The organism is Pseudomonas putida, assembly GCF_022627325.1.
Classification (GTDB): domain Bacteria; phylum Pseudomonadota; class Gammaproteobacteria; order Pseudomonadales; family Pseudomonadaceae; genus Aquipseudomonas; species Aquipseudomonas putida_X.
The window spans coordinates 348,296-374,276 of record NZ_JAETZZ010000003.1; the positions used below are offsets into that span (position 1 = coordinate 348,296).

Consider the following 25,981-nt stretch of genomic DNA (forward strand, 5'->3'; position numbering starts at 1 on the left):
GCAAGCTTCAAGCTGCAAGCCGCAATAAGACGTTGGCCTGCACCAGTCTGCCGTTACTTGCAGCTTGCGGCTTGTAGCTTGAAGCTGACTGTGGATACCTGATGACGCTGCCCGCCGACATCCCCTCCGACCTGCTTCCACCGCGCGTTCGCCCGGTGGACCGGCTTGGTTTTACCCTGTTCCTGGCTGCCTTGGTGCACCTGGCGCTGATCCTCGGCGTGGGCTTTACCGTGGTCAAGCCGGCTGAAATCCGCCAGACCATGGACATCACCCTGGCCACCTTCAAAAGCGAGAAGCCGCCCGAGAAGGCCGATTTCCAGGCCCAGGCCAACCAGCAAGGCAGCGGCACCCTGGAGAAGAAGGCGGTGCCCACCACCACCGAGATCGCGCCGTTCCAGGACAGCAAGATCAACAAGGTCACCCCGCCGCCGGCGGCTAAGCCTGAGGTGAAACCGCCGCCTGTACCGCAAAAGTCCGCGGTGGCCACCCAAGCGCCCAAGGCGCAGAAGGTTGAGCCCAAGCCGAAGGAAAGCAAGCCGCAGCCCAAACCGGCAGCTACGCCGGATTTTGACAGTTCGCAGTTGTCGAGCCAGATCGCCAGCCTCGAGGCGGAGCTGTCCAACGAGCAGCAGATGTACGCCAAGCGCCCGCGCATCCACCGCCTGAACGCTGCCTCGACCATGCGCGACAAGGGTGCCTGGTACAAGGAGGAGTGGCGCAAGAAGGTCGAGCGGGTGGGCAACCTCAACTACCCCGACGAAGCACGCCGCCAGCAGATCTACGGCAACCTGCGGATGATGGTGTCGATCAACCGCGATGGGTCGTTGTATGAAGTGCTGGTATTGGAGTCGTCCGGCCAGCCAGTGCTGGACCAGGCCGCGCAGCGCATCGTGCGGCTGGCAGCGCCATTTGCGCCGTTTACCGGAGACCTGGCGGAATACGACAGGCTGGAAATCATCCGCACCTGGCGGTTCGCCCGTGGCGACAGGCTTTCCAGCAATTGAGCGGGAAGCTGCAAGCTGCAAGCTACAAGCTGCAAGAAAAGGCCGATCGGTGAGCACCCTGCTTTTTCTTGCAGCTTGCAGCTTGCAGCTTGCAGCTCGAATGCCTTGTCAGCCTCGCCACCTGGCGCCACACTATCCCTCATGAAAACCCTCGCCCCGAGCTACCTCAAGCATCAGTTCCTGATCGCCATGCCGCACATGGCCGATCCGAACTTCGCCCAGACCCTCACGTACATCGTCGAGCACAACGCCAATGGCGCCATGGGCCTGGTGGTCAATCGACCTCAGGAGCTGAACCTGGCGGACATTCTCGAGCAGTTGCGCCCGGACGAGGAACCGCCGGCCAGCACCCTGCAGGTGCCGATCTACCAAGGTGGCCCGGTGCAGACCGACCGCGGTTTCGTACTGCACAGCAGCGAATGCAGCTACCAGGCCACTGTCGAACTGCAGGGGCTGTCGCTGTCCACCTCGCAGGATGTGCTGTTCGCCATCGCCGAAGGTGTTGGGCCGGAAAAGAGCCTGATCACCCTGGGCTATGCCGGCTGGGAAGCGGGGCAACTGGAGGCGGAGCTCGCCGACAACGCCTGGCTCAACTGCCCGTTCGACCCGGACATCATCTTTGGCCTGGGCAGTGAACAGCGCCTGGCTGCCGCAGCCGCCAGCCTGGGCATCAACCTCAGCTTGCTGACCAGCCAGGCGGGGCACGCCTGATGGCCGAGCTGCGCCTGCTGCTGGGCTTCGACTACGGCAGCAAACAGATTGGCGTGGCCGTCGGCCAGGTAGTGACCGGTCAGGCACGTGAGCTGTGCACGCTCAAGGCGCAAAATGGCGTACCGGACTGGGCCCAGGTGGAAAAACTGATCAATGAGTGGAAGCCCGATGCTATCGTCGTCGGCCTGCCATTGAACATGGACGGCACGCCAAGCGAAATGAGCGCCCGCGCCGAAAAGTTCGCCCGTCGCCTCAACGGCCGCTTCAACCTGCCAGTGCACACCCACGATGAACGCCTCACCACCTTCGAGGCCAAGGGTGAGCGCATGGCCCGCGGCGGCCAGCGCGGCAGCTACCGTGACAACCCGGTCGATGCCATCGCCGCGGCCCTGCTGCTGCAAGGCTGGCTGGAGGCCAACACCTAATTTTCCGCTTTGCCGTCGGGCCAACCCGGCGCCCTCCTGGAGACACGCAATGAGCCTACCCAATCCCGCCGACCTGATCCGGCAGATGGCTGTCGACCTTCGCGCCCATCTCGCCCGCCGCAGCATTACCGAGCCGCGCTACATCGGTATCCGCACCGGCGGCGTCTGGGTAGCCCAGGCCCTGCAGCAGGAGCTGGCCGATACCAGCCCACTGGGCACCCTGGACGTGTCCTTCTACCGCGACGACTTCAGCCAGAACGGCCTGCACCCGCAAGTGCGCCCGTCCGAGCTGCCGTTCGAGGTCGAAGGCCAGCACCTGGTGCTGATCGACGACGTGCTGATGAGCGGCCGCACCATCCGCGCCGCGCTCAACGAACTGTTCGATTACGGCCGCCCGGCCAGCGTGACCCTGGTTTGCCTGCTTGACCTGGATGCTGGCGAACTGCCAATCCGCCCCAACGTGCTGGGCGCCACCCTGTCGCTGGCGGCCCATGAACGGGTAAAATTGACCGGCCCCACACCGCTCGCACTCGAGCGCCAGGACCTCGCCACCGCTTCCGCCCTTTAAGAGTCCACCCGCGATGACGCCAATCGACGCCAAGCGCCCGCTGCAGCTCAATGATCAGGGCCAGCTGCGCCACTTCCTCTCGCTCGACGGTTTGCCCCGCGAACTGCTCACCGAGATCCTCGACACCGCTGACTCGTTCCTCGAAGTCGGCGCACGGGCCGTCAAGAAAGTCCCGTTGCTGCGCGGCAAGACCGTGTGCAACGTGTTCTTCGAAAACTCGACCCGCACCCGCACCACCTTCGAACTGGCCGCCCAGCGCCTGTCGGCCGACGTGATCAGCCTGAATGTGTCGACCTCCTCGACCAGCAAGGGCGAAACCCTGTTCGACACCCTGCGCAACCTCGAAGCCATGGCCGCCGACATGTTCGTCGTGCGCCACTCCGACTCCGGTGCCGCGCACTTCATCGCCGAGCATGTATGCCCGGATGTCGCGGTCATCAATGGCGGTGACGGCCGCCATGCGCACCCGACCCAAGGCATGCTCGACATGCTGACCATCCGCCGCCACAAAGGCAGCTTCGAGAACCTGTCCGTGGCGATCGTCGGCGATATCCTGCACTCGCGTGTAGCCCGCTCCGACATGCTCGCGCTCAAGGCCCTGGGTTGCCCGGATATCCGCGTGATCGGCCCGAAAACCCTGATCCCGATCGGTATCGAGCAGTACGGCGTGAAGGTCTACAGCGACCTCACCGAAGGCCTGAAGGACGTCGACGTGGTGATCATGCTGCGCCTGCAGCGTGAGCGCATGGCTGGCGGCCTGCTGCCCAGCGAGGGTGAGTTCTACCGCCTGTTCGGCCTGACCACCGCGCGCCTCGCCGGCGCCAAGCCGGATGCCATCGTCATGCACCCGGGGCCGATCAACCGCGGCGTGGAGATCGAGTCGGCAGTGGCTGATGGCAAACACTCGGTGATCCTCAACCAGGTCACCTACGGCATCGCCGTGCGCATGGCGGTGCTGTCCATGGCCATGAGCGGGCAGAACACGCAACGTCAACTCGACCAGGAGAACGCCCAGTGACCCTCAGCATTCTTGGCGCCCGGGTCATCGACCCCAAGAGTGGCCTGGACCACGTCACCGACCTGCACCTGGACGGTGGCCGAATTGCCGCCATCGGCGCGGCCCCGGCCGGCTTCAGTGCCAGCCGTACGATCCAGGCCGACGGCCTGATCGCCGCACCCGGCCTGGTCGACCTCGGCGTATCGCTGCGCGAGCCGGGCTACAGCCGCAAGGGCACCATCGCCAGTGAAACCCGCGCCGCCGTAGCCGGTGGCGTCACCAGCCTGTGCTGCCCGCCGCAGACCAAGCCGGTGCTCGATACCTCGGCAGTGGCCGAACTGATCCTCGACCGCGCCCGTGAAGCCGGCAACAGCAAGGTCTACCCCATCGGCGCCCTGACCAAGGGCCTGGAAGGCGAGCAACTGGCCGAACTGGTCGCCCTGCGTGACACCGGCTGCGTGGCCTTCGGCAACGGCCTGAAAGAAATCCCCAACAACCGTACCCTGGCCCGCGCCCTGGAATACGCCGCCACCTTCGACCTGACCGTGGTCTTCCACTCCCAGGACCGCGACCTGGCACAAGGCGGCCTGGCCCATGAAGGCGCGATGGCCAGTTTCCTCGGCCTGCCCGGCATCCCGGAAACCGCCGAGACCGTGGCCCTGGCGCGCAATCTGCTGCTGGTGGAACAGGCCGGCGTACGTGCGCACTTCACACAGATCACCAGCGCCCGTGGCGCGCAGCTGATCGCCCAGGCCCAACAACTTGGCCTGCCGGTGACCGCCGATGTGGCGCTGTACCAGCTGATCCTCACCGACGAGTCGCTGCGCGAGTTCTCAAGCCTTTACCACGTGCAACCGCCACTGCGTAGCGCCGCCGACCGCGATGGCCTGCGCGAAGCGGTCAGATCGGGCGTGATCCAAGCCATCGCCAGCCATCACCAGCCCCACGAGCGCGATGCCAAGCTGGCCCCGTTCGGTGCCACAGAGCCAGGTATCAGCAGTGTCGAACTGCTGCTGCCACTGGCCATGACGCTGGTCGACGATGGCCTGCTCGACCTGCCGACCCTGCTCGCCCGCCTGAGCAGCGGCCCCGCGGCCGCCATGCGCCTGCCGGCGGGCGAACTGAAGGTGGGTGGTGCGGCAGACCTGGTGCTGTTCGATGCCAAGGCCTCGACGGTTGCCGGCGAGCAGTGGTACTCGCGCGGCGACAACTGCCCGTTCATCGGCCACTGCCTGCCCGGCGCGGTGCGTTACACCGTGGTCGACGGGCATGTCTGCCACGAGGGCTGAGCCCGCGTAGCACGCCGCAAGCTGCAAGCTGCAAGCTGCAAGAAAAGCAGGCCCGCCGGTTTTTCTTGCCGCTTGCAGCTTGCAGCTCGTCGCCAATGGTTGAAATCCTTCCCCCCACCCCCATATGAGTCTGCATCAGGCAATTTTGCCCCGCTGCGTGGAGACTCTCCCTTGACCACCATCGTTTCTGTCCGCCGTCACGGCAAAGTCGTCATGGGCGGCGACGGCCAAGTATCCCTCGGCAACACCGTCATGAAAGGCAACGCCAAAAAGGTACGCCGCCTGTACAACGGTGAGGTCATCGCCGGTTTCGCCGGCGCCACCGCCGACGCGTTCACCCTCTTCGAGCGTTTCGAAGCCCAACTGCAGAAACACTCTGGCCATTTGGTACGTGCCGCCGTCGAGCTGGCCAAGGAATGGCGTACCGACCGTTCCCTGAGCCGCCTGGAGGCCATGCTGGCCGTGGCCAACAAGGACGCATCGCTGATCATCACTGGCAACGGTGACGTGGTCGAGCCAGAAGACGGCCTGATCGCCATGGGCTCCGGCGGCGCCTACGCCCAGGCCGCAGCCCGTGCCCTGCTGAACAAGACTGACCTCTCGGCCCGCGAAATCGCTGAGACCGCACTGAACATCGCCGGTGACATTTGCGTGTTCACCAACCACAACCTGACCATCGAGGAGCAGGACCTGGCCGAGTGATCAGCTGTTCTGGCGCCCCGTCCCGGTGACGGGGCTTTTCCACGCTGACTCATTCTGCTCGAGGACCATTTTCATCATGTCCATGACCCCCCGCGAGATCGTCCACGAACTCAACCGCCACATCATCGGCCAGGACGACGCAAAGCGCGCCGTGGCCATCGCCCTGCGCAACCGCTGGCGCCGTATGCAGCTGCCTGCCGAGCTGCGCGCCGAGGTGACGCCCAAGAACATCCTGATGATCGGCCCCACCGGCGTTGGCAAGACCGAAATTGCCCGTCGCCTGGCCAAGCTGGCCAACGCACCGTTCCTCAAGGTCGAAGCGACCAAGTTCACCGAGGTGGGCTATGTTGGCCGCGATGTCGAATCGATCATCCGCGACCTGGCTGACGCGGCCATGAAGATGCTGCGTGAGCAGGAGATCATCCGCGTGCGCCACCGCGCCGAAGATGCCGCTGAAGACCGCATTCTCGACGCCCTGCTGCCGCAGGCCCGGGTCACCAGCTTCAGCGAAGAAGCCGCGCAGACCAGCAGCGACTCCAATACCCGCCAGCTGTTCCGCAAGCGCCTGCGTGAAGGCCAGCTGGACGACAAGGAAATCGAAATCGAGGTGGCCGACGCTGTAGGCGTCGAAATCGCCGCGCCGCCCGGCATGGAAGAGATGACCAACCAGCTGCAGAGCCTGTTCGCCAACATGGGCAAGGGCAAGCGCAAGGCGCGCAAGCTCAAGGTCAAGGAAGCGTTGAAGATGGTTCGCGACGAAGAAGCGAGCCGCCTGGTCAACGATGATGACTTGAAGGCCAAGGCTCTGGAAGCGGTGGAGCAGCACGGCATCGTGTTCATCGACGAAATCGACAAGGTGGCCAAGCGTGGCAACGTCGGTGGTGCTGATGTGTCCCGTGAAGGCGTGCAGCGCGACCTGCTGCCGCTGATCGAAGGCTGCACGGTCAACACCAAGCTGGGCATGGTCAAGACCGACCACATTCTGTTCATCGCCTCTGGCGCGTTCCACCTGAGCAAGCCGAGCGACCTGGTCCCTGAACTGCAAGGCCGCCTGCCGATCCGTGTCGAGCTCAAGGCACTCACCCCAGAGGACTTCGAGCGCATCCTGCAAGAGCCGCACGCTTCGCTGACTGAACAGTACCGCGAGTTGCTCAAGACCGAAGGGCTGAACATCGAGTTCAAGGCCGACGGTATCAAGCGCCTGGCCGAGATCGCCTACCAGGTCAACGAGAAGACCGAAAACATCGGTGCCCGCCGCCTGCACACCCTGCTCGAGCGCCTGCTCGAAGAGCTGTCGTTCAGTGCTGGCGACCTGGCCAGCGCCCATGACGAAGCGCCGATCCAGATCGACGCAGCCTATGTGAACGGCCATCTGGGTGAGCTGGCGCAGAACGAAGACCTGTCGCGCTACATTCTCTAAGCGGGCAAGCTGTAAGCTGCAAGCGACAAGCTGTTTAGCGTCGCTTGCAGCACTGCGTTCAGATGGTATTTGCGGGGGTGGCTCTACTGTCACTTCTTGCAGCTTCGAGCTGTAAGCTGCAAGCGACAAGCTGTTTGGCGTCGCTTGCGGCACTGCGTTCAGATGGTCCTTGTGGGGTGGCTCTACTATCACTTCTTGCAGCTTGCAGCTTGAAGCTTGAAGCTTGCAACTTGTCGCTCAGAAGAGATTCAGACCATGGCCCGCATGCCCACCGCCATCAACCTGCACAAAGCCTCCAGGACACTCAGCCTCACCTACGGTCCCGACGAGGTCTACCACCTGCCCGCCGAATTCCTGCGCGTGCACTCACCCTCCGCCGAGGTCCAGGGCCACGGCAACCCCATCCTGCAATTCGGCAAACTCAATGTCGGCCTCAGCGGCCTCGAGCCCGCTGGCCAATATGCACTGAAATTGACCTTCGACGACGGCCATGACAGCGGGCTGTTCACCTGGGAGTACCTGGAGCAGCTGTGCCTGCGCCAGAAACAACTCTGGGCCGAGTACCTCGATGAACTGCACAAGGCCGGCAAATCCCGCGATCCTGCCGAAACAGTGGTCAAACTGATGCTCTAGCTCAAGCCTTCCACGGTTTAGAGCGCATTTTCTAATCTCATCTGCTTGAATGCCCTACAGACAGCTCATTCATGGGCTGTCTTGCGCATTACATGAAAGTCGGGTAACCAATGGAGCTGGCAAGTTCCCTGCATTGCTTTGAAGGCAGTCAGGGCATGGCTGGTATGTAGAGGTCGCGAGCGAAAGCAGGCTGTCTTCACACGCAGACTCCCCCGCAGCTCATCGCCGATAGCATCCGGCCCGCAGCACCGCTGTTCCTTATCACTGGTCACCCGAGTAGCAGTACCGGGCTGTCGACTGTGCATGCGCCACAGCAAACCGGTACTCGTCTCAGGACAACGGAGCGTCGTAGATGAGTAACAAGAACAACGATGAGTTGCAGCGGCAAGCCTCGGACAACACCCTGGGCCTGAACCCGGTCATCGGCATTCGCCGCAAAGACCTGCTGAGCTCTGCGCGTACCGTGCTGCGCCAGGCCGTGCGCCAGCCGCTGCACAGCGCCAAACACGTGGCACATTTCGGCCTGGAGCTGAAAAACGTACTGCTGGGCAAGTCCAGCCTGGCCCCCGAAGGCGACGACCGCCGCTTCCAGGACCCGGCCTGGAGCAAGAACCCGCTGTACCGCCGCTACCTGCAAACCTATCTGGCCTGGCGCAAGGAGCTGCAGGACTGGATCGGCAGCAGCGACCTGTCGCCCCAGGACATCAGCCGCGGGCAATTCGTCATCAACCTGATGACCGAAGCCATGGCACCGACCAACACCCTGTCCAACCCGGCGGCGGTCAAACGGTTCTTCGAAACCGGCGGCAAGAGCCTGCTCGACGGCCTGTCCAACCTGGCCAAGGACGTGGTCAACAACGGCGGCATGCCCAGCCAGGTCAACATGGACGCCTTTGAAGTGGGCAAGAACCTCGGCACCAGCGAAGGCGCCGTGGTGTACCGCAATGACGTGCTGGAACTGATCCAGTACAGCCCCATCACCGAACAGGTGCACAGCCGCCCTTTGCTGGTGGTGCCGCCCCAGATCAACAAGTTCTACGTCTTCGACCTGAGCCCGGAAAAAAGCCTGGCGCGCTTCTGCCTGCGCTCGCATCAGCAGACCTTCATCATCAGCTGGCGCAACCCGACCAAAGCCCAGCGTGAGTGGGGCCTGTCGACCTACATCGACGCACTCAAGGAAGCGGTCGACGCGGTCCTGGCGATTACCGGCAGCAAGGACCTGAACATGCTCGGCGCCTGCTCCGGCGGCATCACCTGCACCGCGCTGGTCGGCCACTACGCCGCGCTGGGCGAGAAGAAGGTGAATGCGCTCACCCTGCTGGTCAGCGTGCTGGATACCACCCTGGATACCCAGGTCGCATTGTTCGTCGACGAGCAGACCCTCGAGTCGGCCAAGCGCCACTCCTACCAGGCCGGCGTGCTCGAAGGCAGCGACATGGCCAAGGTGTTCGCCTGGATGCGCCCCAACGACCTGATCTGGAACTACTGGGTCAACAATTACCTGCTCGGCAACGAGCCGCCGGTGTTCGACATCCTGTTCTGGAACAACGACACCACACGCCTGCCCGCGGCCTTCCACGGCGACCTGATCGAGATGTTCAAGAACAACCCGCTGACCCGCGCCGATGCACTGGAAGTGTGCGGGACCGCCATCGACCTGAAAAAGGTCAAGTGCGACATCTTCAGCGTGGCCGGCACCGCCGACCACATTACCCCGTGGCAGTCGTGCTACCGCTCGGCGCACCTGTTTGGCGGCAAGATCGAATTTGTCCTGTCCAACAGCGGCCACATCCAGAGCATCCTCAACCCGCCAGGCAACCCCAAGGCACGCTTCCTGACCGGTGTGGACCGCCCCGGGGACCCTTTGGCCTGGCAAGAGAACGCAGACAAACATGCCGACTCCTGGTGGCTGTATTGGCAGACATGGCTGAGCGAGCGCGCCGGCGAGCTGAAAAAGGCGCCGACCCGCCTGGGCAACCGTGCCTACGTCGCAGGTGAAGCCGCACCGGGAACTTACGTTCACGAACGTTGAGTTGTAACGCCGTGGCAGCCCACGGGCAGGCCACGGCGCTTCATTCACCACAGAGTCATGCGCATGTCGTCACACTACATATTCCGGACCGTCGAGCTGGACGACCAGTCCATCCGCACTGCCGTGCGCCCAGGCAAGCCGCACCTGACGCCGCTCTTGATCTTCAATGGTATCGGCGCCAACCTGGAGCTGGTTTTCCCGTTCATCGAAGCGCTGGACCCGGACCTCGAAGTCATTGCCTTCGACGTGCCGGGCGTGGGTGGCTCCTCCACCCCTCGCCGCCCCTATCGCTTCCCCGGCCTGGCCAAGCTGACCGCGCGCATGCTCGACTACCTGGACTACGGCCAGGTCAACGCGATCGGGGTGTCCTGGGGGGGCGCCCTGGCCCAGCAGTTCGCCCATGACTACCCAGAGCGTTGCAAGAAGCTGGTGCTGGCCGCCACCGCCGCCGGTGCATTCATGGTACCGGGTAAGCCCCGGGTGCTGTGGAACATGGCCAGCCCCCGGCGCTACATCCAGCCCTCGCATGTGATCCGTATCGCGCCGCTGATTTATGGCGGCGCCTTTCGCCGTGACCCTGACCTTGCCATGCACCATGCATCCAAAGTGCGCTCCGGCGGCAAGATGGGCTACTACTGGCAGTTGTTCGCCGGGCTGGGCTGGACCAGCATCCACTGGCTGCACAGGATCCAGCAGCCCACGTTGGTGCTGGCCGGCGACGACGATCCGCTGATCCCGCTGATCAACATGCGCTTGCTGGCCTGGCGAATTCCCAATGCCCAGCTACATATTATCGACGACGGTCATTTGTTCCTGATCACCCGGGCCGAAGCCGTCGCCCCGATCATCATGAAGTTCCTCGAGCAAGAACGTCAGCGCGCGGTCATGCACCCCCGCCCGGCCTCCGGCGGCTAGGGTGCTGTTTGCTGTTGTTCTGTCCCGACCGTGGCCTGACGAAGGAGTGCTGCCATGAAAGACAAACCGGCCAAAGGAACGACAACGCTCCCAGCCATCAGCATGAACGCACAGAACGCGATCGTCGGCCTGCGCGGCCGCGACCTGATTTCCACGCTGCGCAATGTTGGCCGGCATGGTTTGCTCAACCCCATGCATACCGCACGCCACCTGCTTGCCCTGAGCGGCCAGCTGGGTCGCGTCATGCTCGGCGACACGCCTTATTCGCCAAGCCCGCGGGACGCGCGCTTCAGCGATCCGACATGGAGCCAGAACCCGTTTTACCGCCGTGGCCTGCAGGCCTACCTGGCCTGGCAGAAGCAGACCCGCCTGTGGATAGATGAAAGCCACCTGGACGACGATGACCGGGCCCGGGCGCATTTTCTGTTCAACCAGATCAACGACGCCCTGGCACCGAGCAACTCGTTGCTCAATCCGTTGGCGGTCAAGGAACTGCTCAATACCGGCGGGCAGAGCCTGGTGCGCGGCGTGGCCCACCTGCTCGACGACCTGCGGCACAACGACGGCCTGCCGCGCCAGGTGGACGAGCGGGCTTTCGAAGTCGGCGGCAACCTGGCGGCAACGCCGGGCGCGGTAGTGTTTCGCAACGAGATGCTGGAACTGATCCAGTACAAGCCGATGAGTGAGAAACAGCACGCTCGGCCTTTGCTGGTGGTGCCACCGCAGATCAACAAGTTCTATATCTTCGACATGCAGGCGAACAACAGTTTCGTCCAGTTCATGCTCAAGAACGGTTTGCAGGTGTTCATGGTCAGCTGGCGCAACCCCGACCCGCGCCACCGCGAATGGGGCCTGTCCAGCTACGTGGAGGCGCTTGAAGAAGCCCTCAACGCCTGCCGCAGCATCAGCGGCAACCGCGACCCCAACCTGATGGGCGCCTGCGCCGGCGGCCTGACCATGGCCGCGCTGCAGGGCCACCTGCAAGCCAAGCACCAACTACGCCGGGTGCGCAGCGCCACCTACCTGGTCAGCTTGCTCGACAGCAAGTTCGACAGCCCCGCCAGCCTGTTCGCCGACGAGCAGACCATCGAAGCGGCCAAGCGCCGCTCCTACCAGCGCGGGGTACTGGATGGCAGCGAAGTGGCGCGGATCTTCGCCTGGATGCGGCCCAACGACCTGATCTGGAACTACTGGGTCAACAACTACCTGCTGGGCAAGACGCCGCCTGCTTTCGACATTCTCTACTGGAATGCCGACAGCACGCGGCTGCCCGCTGCACTGCATGGCGAACTGTTGGACTTCTTCAAGCTCAACCCGCTCACCCACCCCGCCGGGCTGGAGGTCTGCGGCACGCCTATCGACCTCAAGCAGGTCAACCTCGACAGTTTTACCGTGGCCGGCAGCAACGACCACATCACGCCATGGGATGCCGTGTACCGTTCGGCCTTGTTGCTGGGCGGCGAGCGGCGGTTCGTGCTGGCCAACAGCGGGCACATCCAGAGCATCATCAACCCGCCCGGCAACCCCAAGGCCTATTACCTGGACAACCCCAGGCTATCGAGTGACCCGCGTGCCTGGTTCCACGATGCCAAGCGCAACGACGGCAGCTGGTGGCCCCTGTGGCTGGAGTGGATCACCCCCCGTTCCGGCCCGCTCAAGGCGCCGCGAGTGGAGCTGGGCAACGCGACCTATCCACCGCTGGGCCCCGCGCCAGGCACCTATGTCCTGACCCGATGAGTACAACGACTGGATGAAGACCCGCGACCGTATTCTCGAATGCGCCCTGCAGCTGTTCAACCAGCAGGGCGAGCCCAACGTTTCGACGCTTGAGATTGCCAACGAGCTGGGCATCAGCCCAGGCAACCTGTATTACCACTTCCACGGTAAGGAGCCTTTGATAATCGGCCTGTTCGAGCGCTTCGAAGAAGCGCTGATGCCGCTGCTGGACCCGCCCCTGGAAGTGCGCCTGGATGCCGAGGACTACTGGCTTTTTCTTCACTTGATCGTCGAACGCATGGCCCAGTACCGCTTCCTGTTCCAGGACCTGTCGAACCTGACCGGGCGCCTGCCCAAGCTGGCACGGGGCATGCGCAGCCTGATCAATGCACTTAAACGCACACTGGCGGCACTGCTGGCCAGCCTCAAAGGCCAGGGCCAGGTGGTCAGTGAAACCCAGGGGCTGGGACAGCTGGTGGAGCAGATCACCCTGACGCTCCTGTTCTCGCTGGATTACCAGCGGGTACTGGGGCGCGAGGGGGATGTAGGGATCGTGGTGTATCAGGTGATGATGCTGGTGGCGCCGCATCTGCAGGCGCCAGCGCGTGAAGCGGCGGAGCAGTTGGCGGTGCGCTACCTGGAGGGGTAGGGGTAAAGATTTCCGGGGGCGCGCCTGGCCCCATCGCCGGCAAGCCGGCCCCCAAGTACTGCGCGGGTTTCAACGCTTGCGCAGTACGTGTGGGGGGCCGGCTTGCCGGCGATGACGGCGACGCGGTATCAGGCCTCGGTAGCGCTCACCGGTGCCGACGCAGCGCTGCTGGCGGGAGCTGCGCTGGGTGCTGGCGCTGCAGTAGCGGCCGGTGCGGCGCTGGCTGCGGGTGCTGCCGGCTTGGCAGCGGCCGGCTTGGCCGGTGCCTTTTTCACCGCCGGTTTTTTCGCAGCAGCAGGCTTTGCCGCAGGCTTGGCAGCAACGGGTTTGGCTGCAGGTTTCGCGGCGGGTTTGGCCGCAGCAGTCTTGGCCGCGGGTTTGGCCGCCGCCGTTTTTGCTGCAGGCTTGGCAGCTGCCTTGGCCAGCGGTTTGGCTGCAGTCTTGCTGGCTGCAGGCTTGGCTGCCGCGGCGCGCGACGAGATCGGCGTGACCGAAGCCCCGGTCAGTTTCTCGATCTGCTTGGTCAGGCTATCGACCTGCTGGTGCAGGGCCTTGATCTCGTTCCTGCTTGGCACGCCAAGGCGCGAGATAGCGCTGTTCAGGCGCTTGTCGAAGGCTTCTTCGAGCTCGCTCCACTTGCCCAGTGCACGGTCCTTCACGCCAGAAACACGCGAAGTGGTCGAGGCCTTGGCGTTATCGGCCACATCCTCAGCGGTTTTCTTCGCCTGCTTCTCGGCCTTCTCGCCATCTTTGACCAACGAGTCGAACAGCTTCGGGCCGTCCTGGTCGATCTTCGAATAGATACCCAGCCCTGCCAGCCAGATCTTGCGGGAGTACTTCTCGATCCCGCCGACCCAGGAGCTGCCGTCTTTGTCGGAATTCTTCTTGCCAGCCATCCTGCTCTCCTTATGGTTTGTGCGCGACGCGCTCGAGCAGCTCATGCAGCTGTTCAAGCTTGATGGACAACGCCTCAACGTCATGTTTAGACGGAATGCCGAGGCGATTCAAGGCGCGACCGACCCGCGCGTCGAAAGCCTTCTCGATCTTGTCGAGTTGCACTTCGACCTTGCCACGTACGCGGCTGACTTCTTCGGCCGCTTCGTCGATCTGGTTGTTGGCGGCATCGAGTTCTTTGTCGATGCGCTTCTTGCCACGCTTCTCGACCCCTTCACCGGCCTTTACCAGCTCCTGAAAGTAGTCCGAACCCTCCTGGCCAACCCGGGCATAAGCGCCGATGCCTGCCAGCCAGATCTTGCGCGCATAGCCGCGCACTTCGCCCAGCGTGCTTTGGGCGTCTTCCTTTTTCTTCACGGTTACTTTAGCCATGTTCTGTACCTCATGCTCACGAGTGGAGAGGAACCGCCCATGGAGGTGGGCTTGAGCATAAGGTAGAGACAGAAATTAGAATCTTCACCCTAAGCAGAGGCAGTACATGACTGCCCGTTGCAACCGATCTCCATATCCTGCGCGCTTCGTCCAATGTACCCGGGCGTGCGACGTATTTACCTCACCCGGTAACCTCGCCGCCTCTAGTGTTCGCGCTCATTTGCAAACTGGAGCTCGACGTGCATGGCGGTATCGCCCTCGAACATCACCTATCGGCAGCTGGTGGCCAGCCGCTTCGCCGAACGCCCCACACTACGCCGCGTGCTGGCTGACGAAGGCTTCAGCGTGCTTGCCGACCGCTACCCGTGGATCGTTCGCAACTATCCGCACCTTGAAAGCCTGGAGCGATTCACCGTACTGCGAGCAGAACCATCCGGACCGCCAGAGCAGTCGCTGGTGCCACTGCTGCTGGAGCACTACCTGAGCGGCCGCCCCATGGACCTGGGCGCAGGGGATCAACTCAGCATCGCCCCACCGCAGCCCTTCTACCCCCAGGAGCAAGGCGCCAACCCTGCCGACCAGCCCAGAATCACGCTTGATATGGCGATGCTCAACCGCGATTTCGACACAGTGCTCGGCGCCCTGGGCGATGCCTTCGGGCAGGCCCAGATCAGCTTCTGGGCTGGCACCGCCGGCGCTTACGAGCGCTCCAACCTGCGCTGGCTGGCGCATGTGCTGAAAGCTTCACTGCTGAACAACGTGGAACGCCAGGGGCTCAATGCCACCGCCAGAGCCAGGCTCTATCGCCTGCTGTCGAACGGCACCAACACACCGGTCGTCAGCGCCCTGCAGATATCGCTGGGCCTGCCGGGCAACATCCTGTCGTTCACGCTGCCGGACTTTGTACTGTTCTGGCCCGACCTGGTGCTGTGGTGCAGCCCTTCGGGCAGAGTACGCAGCTATAGGGATGCAACCACTTTCGCCAGTGCCCTGCGCGATCAGTTGGCCCAAACGTATCGCTTCGACACCTTGCGCTGGGCGCAGCGTCCCTTGCCCGGCGACCCGTTCGAACACCAGGCTACGGCCATGCTCAATGGCATCGTCGAGCGCCTCGGCCACCTGAGGGTGGCGCCCATCAGCTCTGTAGAGGCGCTGGAACACACGCTCGACACCGTTACCAACCCCGCCGCTGGCATTTCCGGCCAGCCAGTGCTGGATCAAGACCAACCGGCAATCGCCTTACCAGGCTGGCTGGCTTCGGCAGACGCCAGCGACCGCCTGCTGTACAGCGCCGCCTTGCTGCAGTTGGGCGCCCGCCAGGCGCAGGCAGGCAGCAAAGGGTCACTGGACGATGTCGAAACGCTTCAGGCTTATGCCAGGCGGCGCCTGCGCGAACACATGCAACTCGACCACCCCGACGAGCCACTGCCCGACCCCAACGCGCTGATGATAGAGATCTCCGTTGTCGTGCCTGTGTCATCGACAGGGCCAGCCCAGCTGCCTTACCTCAAAAGCATGTCCCTCACCGAACTGGCCATAGAACGCCTGCACACCGCGTCGAACGAAGTGGCATCGGGCCTGACCTACCAGGGGCGCCTACCGGAGCAAGCCTGGATCACCCTCGATTACGTTCAGGCCCTGATCGTTGCGGTCGACATCGGCGGTCAGTATCCGCTGCATGTGGCCGCTCAGCTTCAGGCATTCGAGCATGACCCCGGGCAAGTCCAACGCTTTGCCCAGGAATGGCGCAGTAATCTGGCGTTTTCGGCCCTCAAGGCGAAAATTGCCGGCCAGCTTGGCGAGACGGCCTACCGGGCGATTGCCGAATTTTGCCTGGGCAAAGCACTGCCCTCGACGCCATTGACGGTCTCGGCACTGCTGCTGCGACCGTTCGCAGGCGCCCGCAAGGGCGACACCGTGCATGGCATGTTCCTGCTGCATGTCCAGGCCAGCGCCAGCTATGTACTCTACCGCCCGTTTTTTGCCCAACGCCCTTTGATGGAACATGCCAGCCTGGATGCGCTGATGGCGCTTATCCGCACGGATGTGCAGTTGCAGCAGGACGTGCTCGACTGGATAGACGATGAAAACCGGCCCGTGTATCAGCACGGTGGCTTCATCCGCCCTCACCTGCACCCGGGCATGTCCAGCCTGGCGCACTGGCTGGGCGGTGGCACCGCGTGGACCGATGACGCGCTGGAATCGCTGCGTACCCCGGTAACGCTGATGCATGAGCCTTGGCGGGGCGATCTGGACATCAAGGTGCACAACGCCAGGGTGCAGGCACTGTTACTGCTTGCCTCGCGTCAGGCGGTCTCGAACTCGCAACAGCGCTGGGCGCTGGCCAGGCAGCTTGGCTGGATGCTGTTCAACGCCACCACGCCATTACTGCGCGGCCCGGCAGCGGTCGTGGCCTGGGTGGTGGCTGCAGTGGCTGCATTGAAAGACGATCTGTCGGCACTCACTCAAGGCACACCCGAGGAAAAGGCCCTGGCAGTCACCGACCTGCTGGCTAATGTCGCCATGTTGCTGATCCATGATGTCGGCAGTGTCACCCCAGAACCCCCTGCGGCCCGGCTGCAAGGCCCGCTGCCACGGCTTGAAGGCCTGGAAGCCCGGCCGGCTGCCGCTGCGCCCTGGCGGGAGGTGCCTGACGAAGGCGCCTGGCAATCGCCGGTTCAGCCGCAGAGCCACGTCGCGCTGCTGAACTGGGGCGACAACCAACGCCTGGGCAACCTCCCAGCGCCCACCCGACACGCGCTGGGGCAACTGCAGGCCAACATTTCCCTGCACGGGCTCAAGGTGCAGCGCCAAGGCCGGCTTCGCGGGTTGTATACCCTCGATGACCGCTACTTCGTCAACTTGCACGGGGCTGCCTACGAGGTGCAGGAAAGCGAAACAGGCCTGCGAATCATCGGCCCGCCGCAAAACATGGATGAATGGCAAAGCCGGTGGGGTGGCAACCCGGACGGCTACCATATCGTTGGCCGCCAACGCCGTTACGGTCCCTGGCTGACACGCTGGAACGATACCTGGGTACTGGACCTCGCCCTGGCTGGCGGCATGCCCAGAACCCGGCAGCAAGTCGTCGCGCAGAATCAGCAGCAGTTCGACAGCCTGAACCAGGCGGTGGCTACCCACCACGCCGCGCTGAAGAAGATCAAACCGCTGCTGGAGTCGAACCAGCGATTGATGGCCGACTACGATGCCGATGCCAATGCCTTCGGGCACGCCTTGGCCAGGGCAGGGGGCCCGGCAGCCATGGACGAACAGCTGCAGCAACGAAACCAGGCCCTGACTGCCCGGCGCCAGGCGCTTATGCCGCAGATCCGCACGATATCGCTGTGCCTGGAAAAACAGGCGTCATTGCTGCAAACCAGTGCCTCCCTCCTGCGCCAACTGATCGAGCCGCGGTTCGCCAGGCTGGACCGGCACGGCAGCGCCAGGCGCAGCCTGGGGGTACTTTGCGAAACATTCGTCGAGAACGACATACTGTTGCTTCGCCGTCTGCTGGAACAAACGGACCACAACAGCATCGAGCAACGCTCCGTCGGCCTGAGCAAACTGCCCGTGACCGACGAACAAATACAACGCCATGTTTCGCTTCGCCAGGCCATGCAGGACACGCTGGGCATCGTCAACCGCCTGCTCACGGTCAGTGAGCGGCTAGACAACCTCTTGCCGCAGATACTGGATGACCCGCTGATCACCTTCCAGAACAAGGACAAGAAAGCCAGGATCGAAGAGGCCGTGGCGCTGCGCCCCTATTCAACCTTGATCATTCGCGCGCAGAAGCTGAGCGACATGGCGAACCTGTTGCTGGACAAGACGCGCCTGACCGAGCAAGCGGCCGTCGATCTTCTGCCCTTGCAGCAAGCGCTGGACAGCAAGCAGTTCTCACAGACCATCTGGACACATGATGGCATCGCCACGGCAAACCTGCCCCAGGAAGAGCAGGCAGGCTTGCTCGGCGATGCACTACGCGAGTATCAGACCACGCTCGGCAAGGCCCAGTACCTGCAGTCGTTCGATCACCCGGCCATCGACCAGGCCATGCTGCAAGGGTACATCGAGGAATTGTCGACACTGGTGCACATCACTGAAGCGCAGCTTGCCAGTGCCCTGGTGAACGTGGACAGCGGCGCAAGCCCCGCCCCCGCTCCAGTGATGCACCGTGTACACCCTCGCAAGAACACGGTCATCAGGACGGCGCAAGGTCGCCGGCTGCTGGTCGACCGTGCGCAAGGCAGCAACCGAGCGGTGCAGCACGACCCCGTCACTCAGCAACCTGCCAGCACGTTCGAACAGCGCGACGGCGAGTGGTATGAGCTGCCGCCGGAGCAGCCTTCGGTGGCCCTCAACACCTCCGAACTGCGCCAACGCGCCACCAGCCTGCTCGCCAGCCGTGACGAGCGCATCGCCAAGGCCGCACGTCACATCAACGAGCCGAATGCCCTGTCCAACCTCATGGACTGGCATATCGAAGACATGCTTGAGATCGCCGTCAAACTCAAGGCCATCAAGGGCGATGCCCGGCTGGCCGCATTGAGCAGCGAACTGCAGGAAGCGATAACCTACGTGCGGGCAGAGAAACAACGGCTGCTGACCCAGTCCTACCTCACCACGCAACACCCCGACGCCGCTGCATTGCGCTACCTGCATGAACGAAAGCGCCTGCAGATCACGCCAACGGTGGCGAGAAAACCGACGCGCCGTGCGAGTGACTTCCTGGACGTGTATGAAATCCGAGATACCCATGCACCCGCCAACGTGCTGTGGGAGGCGCACTTTCATTACCGCAGCCAGCAGGCCAGCGCCCGCGACTTCGCCAAGGGCCACTTGAAATTCTGGGAGCCCCGGAGCCTGGAGCGAGAGGAACAACTCAAGCACGCCACCACCGCCGAACGGATCAAGATCTACCGGGGCGATCTGAAGCTCGAAGATGTGGACGGCATCGTACCGTTTCCGGCCGATTGAGCGTGCCACGGGCCGACCTCGGTCGGCCCGTCATCCTCAGGCCAGCGCCTTGTCCAGCGCCCGCTCGATTTCACCCTTGATGGTGCCGCTCATCATCGACAGCATCATGCCCAGTTTCAGGTCCACACGGATGCTGTCTTCGCCAATGTGCACACTGCCGTTGGCGCCGCTGCGGGCGACGTCCACCCGGTCACCGTTCCAGGTGGCCTTGAGGTCGTATTCACGGCTCAGTTTTTCCACCAGCGTTTGAGCCTTGGCACGGGCCGCCTCGCGACCGAGGGTGTGTTTGCGTTCGACGCTGATCTGAGTCATACGGGTGTTCCTGGATATGAAGACATAATTGGCATTATGCCCGCCCCCGCCGCACGGTACACCCTGCCAAGACAAATGCGCCCATTCGCCCTAGAATGGCGATAATTTTTTCCGGTGAAGCGATATGAACGACCAGCGCAAAGGCGAACACGCCGAACCCACCACCCATTTCGGTTACCAGGATGTGCCCGAGAGCCAGAAAGCGAAGAAAGTCGCCGAAGTGTTCCACTCGGTGGCTGCCAAGTACGACCTGATGAACGATGTGCTTTCCGGCGGCATGCACCGCCTGTGGAAGCGCTTCACCATCGAGCTGTCAGGTGTGCGTAGCGGCAATCGGGTGCTGGACATCGCCGGCGGCACGGGTGATCTGGCTGCCAAGTTTTCGCGCCTGGTCGGCCCTACCGGCCAGGTGGTGCTCGCCGACATCAACGACTCGATGCTCAAGGTCGGCCGCGACCGCCTGCTCGACCGCGGTGTTGCCGGCAACATCGAGTTCGTCCAGGCCGACGCCGAGAAGCTGCCATTCCCGGACAACCACTTCGACTGTGTGACCATCGCCTTCGGCCTGCGCAACGTCACCCACAAGGACGAGGCCATCCGCTCGATGCTGCGTGTGCTCAAGCCGGGCGGGCGCCTGTTGATCCTGGAGTTCTCCAAGCCGACCAACAAACTGATGTCCAAGGCCTACGACGCCTACTCGTTCGCCTTCATGCCCCTGGCCGGCAAGCTGATCACCAATGACTCCGAGAGCTATCGCTACCTCGCCGAGTCGATCCGCATGCACCCCGACCAGGAAACCCTGAAGACCATGATGGTCGATGCCGGTTTCGACCGGGTCACCTACCACAACATGACCAGCGGCATCGTCGCCGTGCACCGGGGAATCAAGCCCTGATGTTGCTGGCAGGGCTGCTCGCCAGCGTCGAACATGGCCTGAACCGCGTCCTGCGCATGGACAGCACGGCATTGCCGCGGCTGGGTGCGCTGGAAGGCAAGGTCATCGAAATCGATTGTCGCCAGCCGGCCCTGCAAGTGTTCATCCTGCTCGATGAACAGGGCCTGATGCTTGCCGCACACTGGCAAGGCGAGGTCGACTGCAGCCTGCGCGCGCCGGCCGGTAGCCTGCTGCAACTGGCCGTGGCCAAGGACAAGACCGCTGTGCTGCATAGCCCTCAGGTCGAACTGCATGGCGACACTGCCGTGCTGCTCGACCTGTTCGGCATACTGCAGGACCTGGAACTGGACTGGGAGCACGAACTGCAACACTGGCTCGGCCCGGTCGCCACTTCGCTGCTCGCCGGCCACGTGCGCCTGCGTGCACGCTGGACCCGCCAAGGGCTGGCACGCTTCAGCCAGAACCTGTCCGAGTACCTGGCCGAAGAGTCGCGCACCCTGGTAGGCAAGCGCGAAGCTGAAGCTGCCTTCATCGAGCTAGACACCCTGAAGGTCGATACAGAACGCCTCGAGGCGCGCCTGCAGCGCCTCTCCCGATCCCTTGATACCAGCGATAACGCATGAAGCTGCTCGCCGTCCGTCGTCTCTTTCGCATCCAGCGCGTGGTGATCCGCTACCGCCTCGATGACTTGCTCTTCGACCTACCGCTGCCGTGGTGGCTGCGCAGCCTGCGCCTGCTGATGCCGTGGCGCTGGTTGCCTCGCGGGCACTCCGAACTCAGCCGGGGGGCCCGTCTGCGCCTGGCGCTACAGGACCTGGGGCCGATATTCATCAAATTCGGCCAGTTGCTGTCCACCCGCCGCGACCTGCTGCCCACCGACATCGCCGATGAGCTGATGCTGCTGCAGGACCGTGTACCCCCGTTCGACCCGAAACAGGCCGTGGCGCTTATCGAAAGCCAGCTTGGCGCCAAGGTGGGTGAAGTGTTCAGCCGCTTCGACGTCGAACCGCTGGCCTCCGCCTCGGTGGCCCAGGTGCATGCCGCGCGCCTGAAGACCGGCGAGGAAGTGGTGGTCAAGGTCGTGCGCCCTGGCCTCAAGCCGGTGATCGCCCAGGACCTTGCCTGGCTGTTCCTGATCGCCAAGGGCGCCGAGCGGGCTTCGGCCGATGCCCGTCGCCTGCACCCGGTGGAAATCGTCGGCGACTACGAAAAAACCATCTACGACGAGCTCGACCTGCTCCGCGAGGCGGCCAACGCCAGCCAGCTGCGGCGCAACTTCGAAGGCTCGGAGCTGATGTACGTGCCCCAGGTCTACTGGGACCTGTGCCGCCCCAAAGTGCTGGTGATGGAGCGCATCTACGGCGTGCCAGTGACCGACATGGCCACCCTGGCAGACCAGCGCACCGACATGAAACTGCTGGCCGAGCGCGGAGTGGAGGTGTTTTTCACCCAGGTGTTCCGCCACAGTTTCTTCCATGCCGACATGCACCCCGGCAATATCTTCGTCAGCACCGTCAAACCGTGGAGCCCTCAGTACATCGCCATCGACTGCGGGATCGTCGGCAGCCTCACCGCCGAAGACCAGGACTACCTGGCGCGCAACCTGATCGCCTTCTTCAAGCGCGACTACCGCCGCGTCGCCGAGCTGCACATCGACTCGGGCTGGGTACCGGCGCATACCAAGGCCAATGAATTCGAAGCGGCCATCCGTACCGTGTGCGAGCCGATCTTCGAAAAACCGCTCAAGGACATTTCCTTCGGCCAAGTGCTGATGCGCCTGTTCCAGACAGCCCGGCGCTTCAACATGGAAGTCCAGCCGCAGTTGGTGCTGCTGCAGAAGACGCTGCTCAACATCGAGGGCCTGGGCCGCCAGCTGTACCCTGACCTTGACCTGTGGAGCACCGCCAAACCGTTCCTGGAACGCTGGATGCGCGAGCGCTACAGCCCCAAGGCCATGTTCGGCAACCTGTACAGCCAGGCCGAACAGCTGCCGCACCTGGCCGGCATGACCCGCGACCTGCTCGAACGTCTTTCCCAGCCGCACCTGCACGACCCGCAGCTGCCCGAGCGGCGTCGCCAGGGCGACCGCTGGGCGCTGCGCCTGCTCGGTGCCGGCCTGCTGGGCGGCGGTGCGGTGCTGGCCGCAGGCGCCGCCGAGGCCGCCAGCCTGGCCGCCCCGGCCGCCTGGCCGGCGTGGCTGATGCTGGCAGCCGGCCTTTACCTGATCGTGCGCCAATAGCCAGCCGCGCTGCTGGCTGGCACACTAGCGCAAAGGGCCCGGCACAGAAGCGGGCCCGGTTTTGGAGTCGACGATGAAAGAGTGGCTGGACGAGATCAAGTGGAACAGCGATGGCCTGGTACCGGCGATCGCTCAGGACCACAAGACCGGACGCGTACTGATGATGGCCTGGATGAACCGCGAATCGCTGGTACTCACTGCCGCCGAGCAACGCGCCATCTACTGGTCGCGCTCGCGTGGCAAGCTATGGCGCAAGGGCGAGGAATCGGGGCATGTGCAGAAGCTGCACGAAATGCGCCTGGACTGTGATGCCGACGTGATCATCCTGATGGTCGAGCAACTGGGCCATATCGCCTGCCATACCGGCCGTGAAAGCTGCTTCTACCGCGTCTTCGAAGACGGCCAGTGGAAAACCGTCGATCCGATGTTGAAAGACCCGGATGCCATCTACAACGCAGGACACTGACATGAGCGACACCCTCAACCGCCTGGCCGAAGTGCTCGAAGAACGCAAGCAAGCGGCCCCCGACAGCTCCTACGTCGCCAGCCTGTACCACAAGGGCCTGAACAAGATTCTCGAAAAGCTCGGCGAAGAGTCCGTCGAGACCATCATTGCTGCCAAGGACGCTGCGGTCAGCAAGGATTACAGTGATGTCATCTATGAAACCGCCGACCTGTGGTTTCATAGCCTGGTCATGCTCAGTGCATTGGGCCAGCATCCACAAGCCGTGCTCGATGAGCTGGAGCGCCGCTTCGGCCTGTCCGGGCACGATGAAAAGGCCGCTCGCGGGCCTTCGGCCTGACTCAATAGCATTCTAGGAGAGCACCATGGGTATTTTTGACTGGAAACACTGGATCGTCCTGCTGGTCGTCGTCGTCCTGGTGTTCGGCACCAAGAAGCTGAAGAACTTCGGCAGTGACCTTGGCGAATCGATCAAGGGCTTCCGCAAAGCCATGAACGAAGAAGAAAGCAAACCCGCCGAGCAGACCCCACCGCCTGCCCAGCCGGTACCGCCCGTGCAGAACACCGCACAACAACCACAGGGCCAGACCATCGAGGGCCAGGCCCAGCCGGTCCAAGAGCCGCAGCGGAAAGACTGAGCCATGTTCGGCATGAGTTTCAGCGAGTTACTGCTCGTCGGCCTGGTAGCGCTGCTGGTGCTCGGCCCCGAGCGCCTGCCCGGTGCCGCGCGTACTGCGGGGCTGTGGATCGGCCGGCTCAAACGAAGCTTCAATTCGATCAAGATGGAAGTCGAGCGCGAAATTGGCGCCGATGACATCCGCCGCCAGTTGCACAACGAGCACATCATGCAGATGGAACAGGACGCCAAGCGCATCCTCAACCCGCTGACGCCGCCTGCCCCGCCACCCGCTGCAGGGGCCACCGAGCAGCCCGTTGCCACGCCAACGTCGGCACCGGTAGCGCCTGCCCCTGCACCTGGGCAGCCCGAACAGTCTCAACCGCCGCGAGCCCCATGAGCGAAAAACCGCAAGACGACCAGCCCATGCCGCTGGTCTCGCACCTGACCGAACTGCGCACCCGCCTGCTGCGCTGCGTGGCTGCCATCTTCCTGATCTTTGCCGGGTTGTTCTCCTTTGCCCAGCAGATCTACACCTTGGTCTCGGCGCCACTGCGCGAACACCTGCCGGCCAACGCAACGATGATCGCCACCGACGTGGCCTCGCCGTTCTTGACGCCGTTCAAGCTGACCATGATCGTTTCGCTGTTCCTGGCGATCCCGTTCATCCTGCAGCAGATCTGGGGTTTCATCGCCCCGGGCCTGTATCGCCACGAAAAGCGCATCGCCATCCCCCTGCTGGTGTCGAGCATCTTCCTGTTCTACGCCGGCATGGCGTTCGCCTACTTCCTGGTGTTCCCGCTGATCTTCGGCTTCTTCGCCAGCGCCACGCCGGAAGGCGTGTCGATGATGACCGACATTTCCAGCTATCTGGACTTCGTCATGACGTTGTTCTTCGCCTTCGGCGTTGCCTTCGAGATCCCGGTCGCGGTGGTGCTGCTGGTGTGGATCGGCGTGGTCGACGTGCAATACCTGAAGAAAATCCGCCCCTACGTGATCATCGGCTGTTTCGTGGTCGGCATGATCCTGACCCCGCCCGACATCTTCTCGCAGACCTTGCTCGCCGTGCCGATGTGGCTGCTGTTCGAGATCGGCGTGCTGTGCGGCAGCCTGATCCGCAAGCGCAGCCATGCCGAAGACGAAGCGGCAAACGACCATAACGACCAGCCGCCAGCGACCCAGCCGTGAATCTTTTGCTTCTTGAAGAGGCCGACTTCGTGTCGGCCGACCGCGTCGTCCTTGCCGATAGGCGCTTCACCCATATGCAGGAAATTCACCGCGTGGTGGTCGGCGACAGCCTGCGCGTAGGCCGCATCAATGGCCTGATGGGCACCGCTACCGTGGTACGCCTGGCACAGCACGAAGCCGAGCTTGAAGTCGGCTTCGACCAGCCGCCGCCGGCCAAGCTGCCGCTGACGCTGGTGCTTGCCGTGCCGCGGCCGAAAATGCTGCGCCGGCTGTTCCAGACCGTCGCCACGCTGGGCGTAGAGCGGTTGATCCTGGTCAACAGCTACAAGGTCGAGAAAAGCTTCTGGCAGACGCCGTTCCTGAGCCCCGAGAGCATCCGCGACAACCTGATACTGGGCCTGGAACAGGCCCGCGACACGGTGCTGCCCGAGGTGCTCATCGAAAAACGCTTCAAACCGTTCGTCGAAGACCGCCTGCCCGCGATCGCCGACGGCACCTTAGGCCTGGTCGGCCACCCCGGCCCCTACCCCGCCTGCCCGCGCGCCGTCGAAGGCCCGGTAACACTGGCCATTGGCCCCGAAGGTGGCTGGATCCCGTACGAAGTCGAACTGCTGGGCAAGGCAGGGCTCGCGCCAGTACAGCTCGGTGACCGCATCCTGCGTGTGGAAACCGCCGTAACAGCCTTGCTCTCAAGGATTTTCTGACAAACGGGTCAGGTTTTTCCCATCAAGTTTCCCCGGCGCAGGCCGATGCCTAGGCAACACAACAATAATCCGTGCTGCCAAGTCTACCGGGGAGTCGAACATGTTCCGATGGGTTACCGAAACGCTGGGAAATGTGAGCGTCAATCGCAAATTGGGGCTGGGCTTTGGCCTGGTACTGTTACTGACCCTGGCCATCACCT

General features: G+C 63.4%; 26 protein-coding genes. 23 read left to right on the forward strand and 3 right to left on the reverse strand.

Annotated features, from left to right (window positions below; all coding sequences use genetic code 11):
* Positions 1–101: 101 nt before the first annotated feature.
* The 13 genes from JNA92_RS07320 to JNA92_RS07380 all read left to right on the forward strand — a co-directional run bounded on the left by JNA92_RS07320 (position 102) and on the right by JNA92_RS07380 (position 13,061).
* Positions 102–1,004, forward strand: a complete 903-nt coding sequence (locus tag JNA92_RS07320; protein ID WP_241804073.1) for an energy transducer TonB — start codon at positions 102–104, stop codon at positions 1,002–1,004.
* Positions 1,005–1,145: 141 nt separating this feature from the next.
* Positions 1,146–1,715 carry a YqgE/AlgH family protein gene (locus JNA92_RS07325; protein WP_241804074.1) on the forward strand — a complete coding sequence of 190 codons (570 nt, stop codon included), beginning with the start codon at positions 1,146–1,148 and terminating at the stop codon, positions 1,713–1,715.
* The gene (gene ruvX, locus JNA92_RS07330; protein ID WP_012312410.1) at positions 1,715–2,140 is read left to right on the forward strand and encodes a Holliday junction resolvase RuvX; all 426 of its coding nucleotides are present in this window, start codon (positions 1,715–1,717) and stop codon (positions 2,138–2,140) included. Before JNA92_RS07325 ends, ruvX begins: the two co-directional genes overlap by 1 nt.
* Positions 2,141–2,189: 49 nt before the next feature.
* The gene (pyrR, locus tag JNA92_RS07335) at positions 2,190–2,708 is read left to right on the forward strand and encodes a bifunctional pyr operon transcriptional regulator/uracil phosphoribosyltransferase PyrR (protein ID WP_241804075.1); all 519 of its coding nucleotides are present in this window, start codon (positions 2,190–2,192) and stop codon (positions 2,706–2,708) included.
* Positions 2,709–2,721: 13 nt separating this feature from the next.
* Positions 2,722–3,726, forward strand: coding sequence for an aspartate carbamoyltransferase catalytic subunit (locus JNA92_RS07340; RefSeq protein WP_241804076.1), 1,005 nt, complete (start codon positions 2,722–2,724; stop codon positions 3,724–3,726).
* Positions 3,723–4,994 carry a dihydroorotase gene (locus tag JNA92_RS07345; protein WP_241804077.1) on the forward strand — a complete coding sequence of 424 codons (1,272 nt, stop codon included), beginning with the start codon at positions 3,723–3,725 and terminating at the stop codon, positions 4,992–4,994. Before JNA92_RS07340 ends, JNA92_RS07345 begins: the two co-directional genes overlap by 4 nt.
* Before the next feature lie 171 nt (positions 4,995–5,165).
* The gene (hslV, locus tag JNA92_RS07350) at positions 5,166–5,696 is read left to right on the forward strand and encodes an ATP-dependent protease subunit HslV (protein ID WP_012312406.1); all 531 of its coding nucleotides are present in this window, start codon (positions 5,166–5,168) and stop codon (positions 5,694–5,696) included.
* Positions 5,697–5,772: 76 nt separating this feature from the next.
* Positions 5,773–7,116: an ATP-dependent protease ATPase subunit HslU gene (gene hslU, locus JNA92_RS07355; RefSeq protein ID WP_241804078.1), complete on the forward strand. Its 1,344-nt coding sequence runs from the start codon at positions 5,773–5,775 to the stop codon at positions 7,114–7,116.
* 255 nt (positions 7,117–7,371) lie between these two features.
* Positions 7,372–7,749, forward strand: coding sequence for a gamma-butyrobetaine hydroxylase-like domain-containing protein (locus JNA92_RS07360; protein ID WP_241804079.1), 378 nt, complete (start codon positions 7,372–7,374; stop codon positions 7,747–7,749).
* Positions 7,750–8,101: 352 nt separating this feature from the next.
* Complete coding sequence (phaC, locus tag JNA92_RS07365; protein ID WP_241804080.1) at positions 8,102–9,781, forward strand: class II poly(R)-hydroxyalkanoic acid synthase; 1,680 nt, start codon at positions 8,102–8,104, stop codon at positions 9,779–9,781.
* A 63-nt stretch (positions 9,782–9,844) separates the two neighbouring features.
* Entirely contained in the window at positions 9,845–10,696 is an 852-nt protein-coding gene (gene phaZ / locus JNA92_RS07370; RefSeq protein WP_241804081.1) for a poly(3-hydroxyalkanoate) depolymerase, read from the forward strand.
* 54 nt (positions 10,697–10,750) lie between these two features.
* Positions 10,751–12,433 (forward strand): class II poly(R)-hydroxyalkanoic acid synthase, encoded by a 1,683-nt coding sequence (gene phaC / locus JNA92_RS07375; protein ID WP_241804082.1) that lies wholly within the window; start codon positions 10,751–10,753, stop codon positions 12,431–12,433.
* A gap of 13 nt (positions 12,434–12,446) precedes the next feature.
* The gene (locus tag JNA92_RS07380) at positions 12,447–13,061 is read left to right on the forward strand and encodes a TetR/AcrR family transcriptional regulator (protein WP_241804083.1); all 615 of its coding nucleotides are present in this window, start codon (positions 12,447–12,449) and stop codon (positions 13,059–13,061) included.
* A gap of 128 nt (positions 13,062–13,189) precedes the next feature.
* Here JNA92_RS07380 and JNA92_RS07385 read toward each other — a convergent pair whose 3' ends face one another.
* Positions 13,190–14,041, reverse strand: coding sequence for a phasin family protein (locus JNA92_RS07385; protein ID WP_431312454.1), 852 nt, complete (start codon positions 14,039–14,041; stop codon positions 13,190–13,192).
* The gene (locus JNA92_RS07390) at positions 13,968–14,387 is read right to left on the reverse strand and encodes a phasin family protein (RefSeq protein WP_241804085.1); all 420 of its coding nucleotides are present in this window, start codon (positions 14,385–14,387) and stop codon (positions 13,968–13,970) included. The genes JNA92_RS07385 and JNA92_RS07390 overlap by 74 nt, the downstream gene beginning before the upstream one ends.
* Positions 14,388–14,630: 243 nt before the next feature.
* On the opposite strand from JNA92_RS07390, the gene JNA92_RS07395 reads away from it, so the two are divergent.
* Positions 14,631–19,364, forward strand: a complete 4,734-nt coding sequence (locus JNA92_RS07395) for a DUF6543 domain-containing protein (protein WP_241804086.1) — start codon at positions 14,631–14,633, stop codon at positions 19,362–19,364.
* A 36-nt stretch (positions 19,365–19,400) separates the two neighbouring features.
* On the opposite strand, the gene JNA92_RS07400 is transcribed toward JNA92_RS07395, so the two are convergent.
* Positions 19,401–19,676 carry a polyhydroxyalkanoic acid system family protein gene (locus JNA92_RS07400; protein ID WP_241804087.1) on the reverse strand — a complete coding sequence of 92 codons (276 nt, stop codon included), beginning with the start codon at positions 19,674–19,676 and terminating at the stop codon, positions 19,401–19,403.
* Positions 19,677–19,800: 124 nt separating this feature from the next.
* On the opposite strand from JNA92_RS07400, the gene ubiE reads away from it, so the two are divergent.
* The 9 genes from ubiE to JNA92_RS07445 all read left to right on the forward strand — a co-directional run bounded on the left by ubiE (position 19,801) and on the right by JNA92_RS07445 (position 25,781).
* The gene (gene ubiE / locus JNA92_RS07405) at positions 19,801–20,571 is read left to right on the forward strand and encodes a bifunctional demethylmenaquinone methyltransferase/2-methoxy-6-polyprenyl-1,4-benzoquinol methylase UbiE (RefSeq protein ID WP_161871600.1); all 771 of its coding nucleotides are present in this window, start codon (positions 19,801–19,803) and stop codon (positions 20,569–20,571) included.
* Entirely contained in the window at positions 20,571–21,194 is a 624-nt protein-coding gene (locus JNA92_RS07410; protein WP_241804088.1) for a ubiquinone biosynthesis accessory factor UbiJ, read from the forward strand. The genes ubiE and JNA92_RS07410 overlap by 1 nt, the downstream gene beginning before the upstream one ends.
* Entirely contained in the window at positions 21,191–22,810 is a 1,620-nt protein-coding gene (gene ubiB, locus JNA92_RS07415; RefSeq protein ID WP_241804089.1) for a ubiquinone biosynthesis regulatory protein kinase UbiB, read from the forward strand. The genes JNA92_RS07410 and ubiB overlap by 4 nt, the downstream gene beginning before the upstream one ends.
* Before the next feature lie 73 nt (positions 22,811–22,883).
* Positions 22,884–23,276 (forward strand): phosphoribosyl-AMP cyclohydrolase, encoded by a 393-nt coding sequence (gene hisI, locus JNA92_RS07420; RefSeq protein WP_241804090.1) that lies wholly within the window; start codon positions 22,884–22,886, stop codon positions 23,274–23,276.
* Between the two features lies 1 nt (position 23,277).
* Positions 23,278–23,613: a phosphoribosyl-ATP diphosphatase gene (locus JNA92_RS07425; RefSeq protein WP_241804091.1), complete on the forward strand. Its 336-nt coding sequence runs from the start codon at positions 23,278–23,280 to the stop codon at positions 23,611–23,613.
* 25 nt (positions 23,614–23,638) lie between these two features.
* Positions 23,639–23,911 (forward strand): twin-arginine translocase TatA/TatE family subunit, encoded by a 273-nt coding sequence (locus tag JNA92_RS07430; protein WP_241804092.1) that lies wholly within the window; start codon positions 23,639–23,641, stop codon positions 23,909–23,911.
* A 3-nt stretch (positions 23,912–23,914) separates the two neighbouring features.
* Complete coding sequence (gene tatB / locus JNA92_RS07435; RefSeq protein ID WP_241804093.1) at positions 23,915–24,289, forward strand: Sec-independent protein translocase protein TatB; 375 nt, start codon at positions 23,915–23,917, stop codon at positions 24,287–24,289.
* Positions 24,286–25,077 carry a twin-arginine translocase subunit TatC gene (tatC, locus tag JNA92_RS07440; RefSeq protein WP_241804094.1) on the forward strand — a complete coding sequence of 264 codons (792 nt, stop codon included), beginning with the start codon at positions 24,286–24,288 and terminating at the stop codon, positions 25,075–25,077. The genes tatB and tatC overlap by 4 nt, the downstream gene beginning before the upstream one ends.
* Positions 25,074–25,781, forward strand: a complete 708-nt coding sequence (locus tag JNA92_RS07445) for a 16S rRNA (uracil(1498)-N(3))-methyltransferase (protein ID WP_241804095.1) — start codon at positions 25,074–25,076, stop codon at positions 25,779–25,781. Before tatC ends, JNA92_RS07445 begins: the two co-directional genes overlap by 4 nt.
* Positions 25,782–25,981 lie beyond the last annotated feature (200 nt).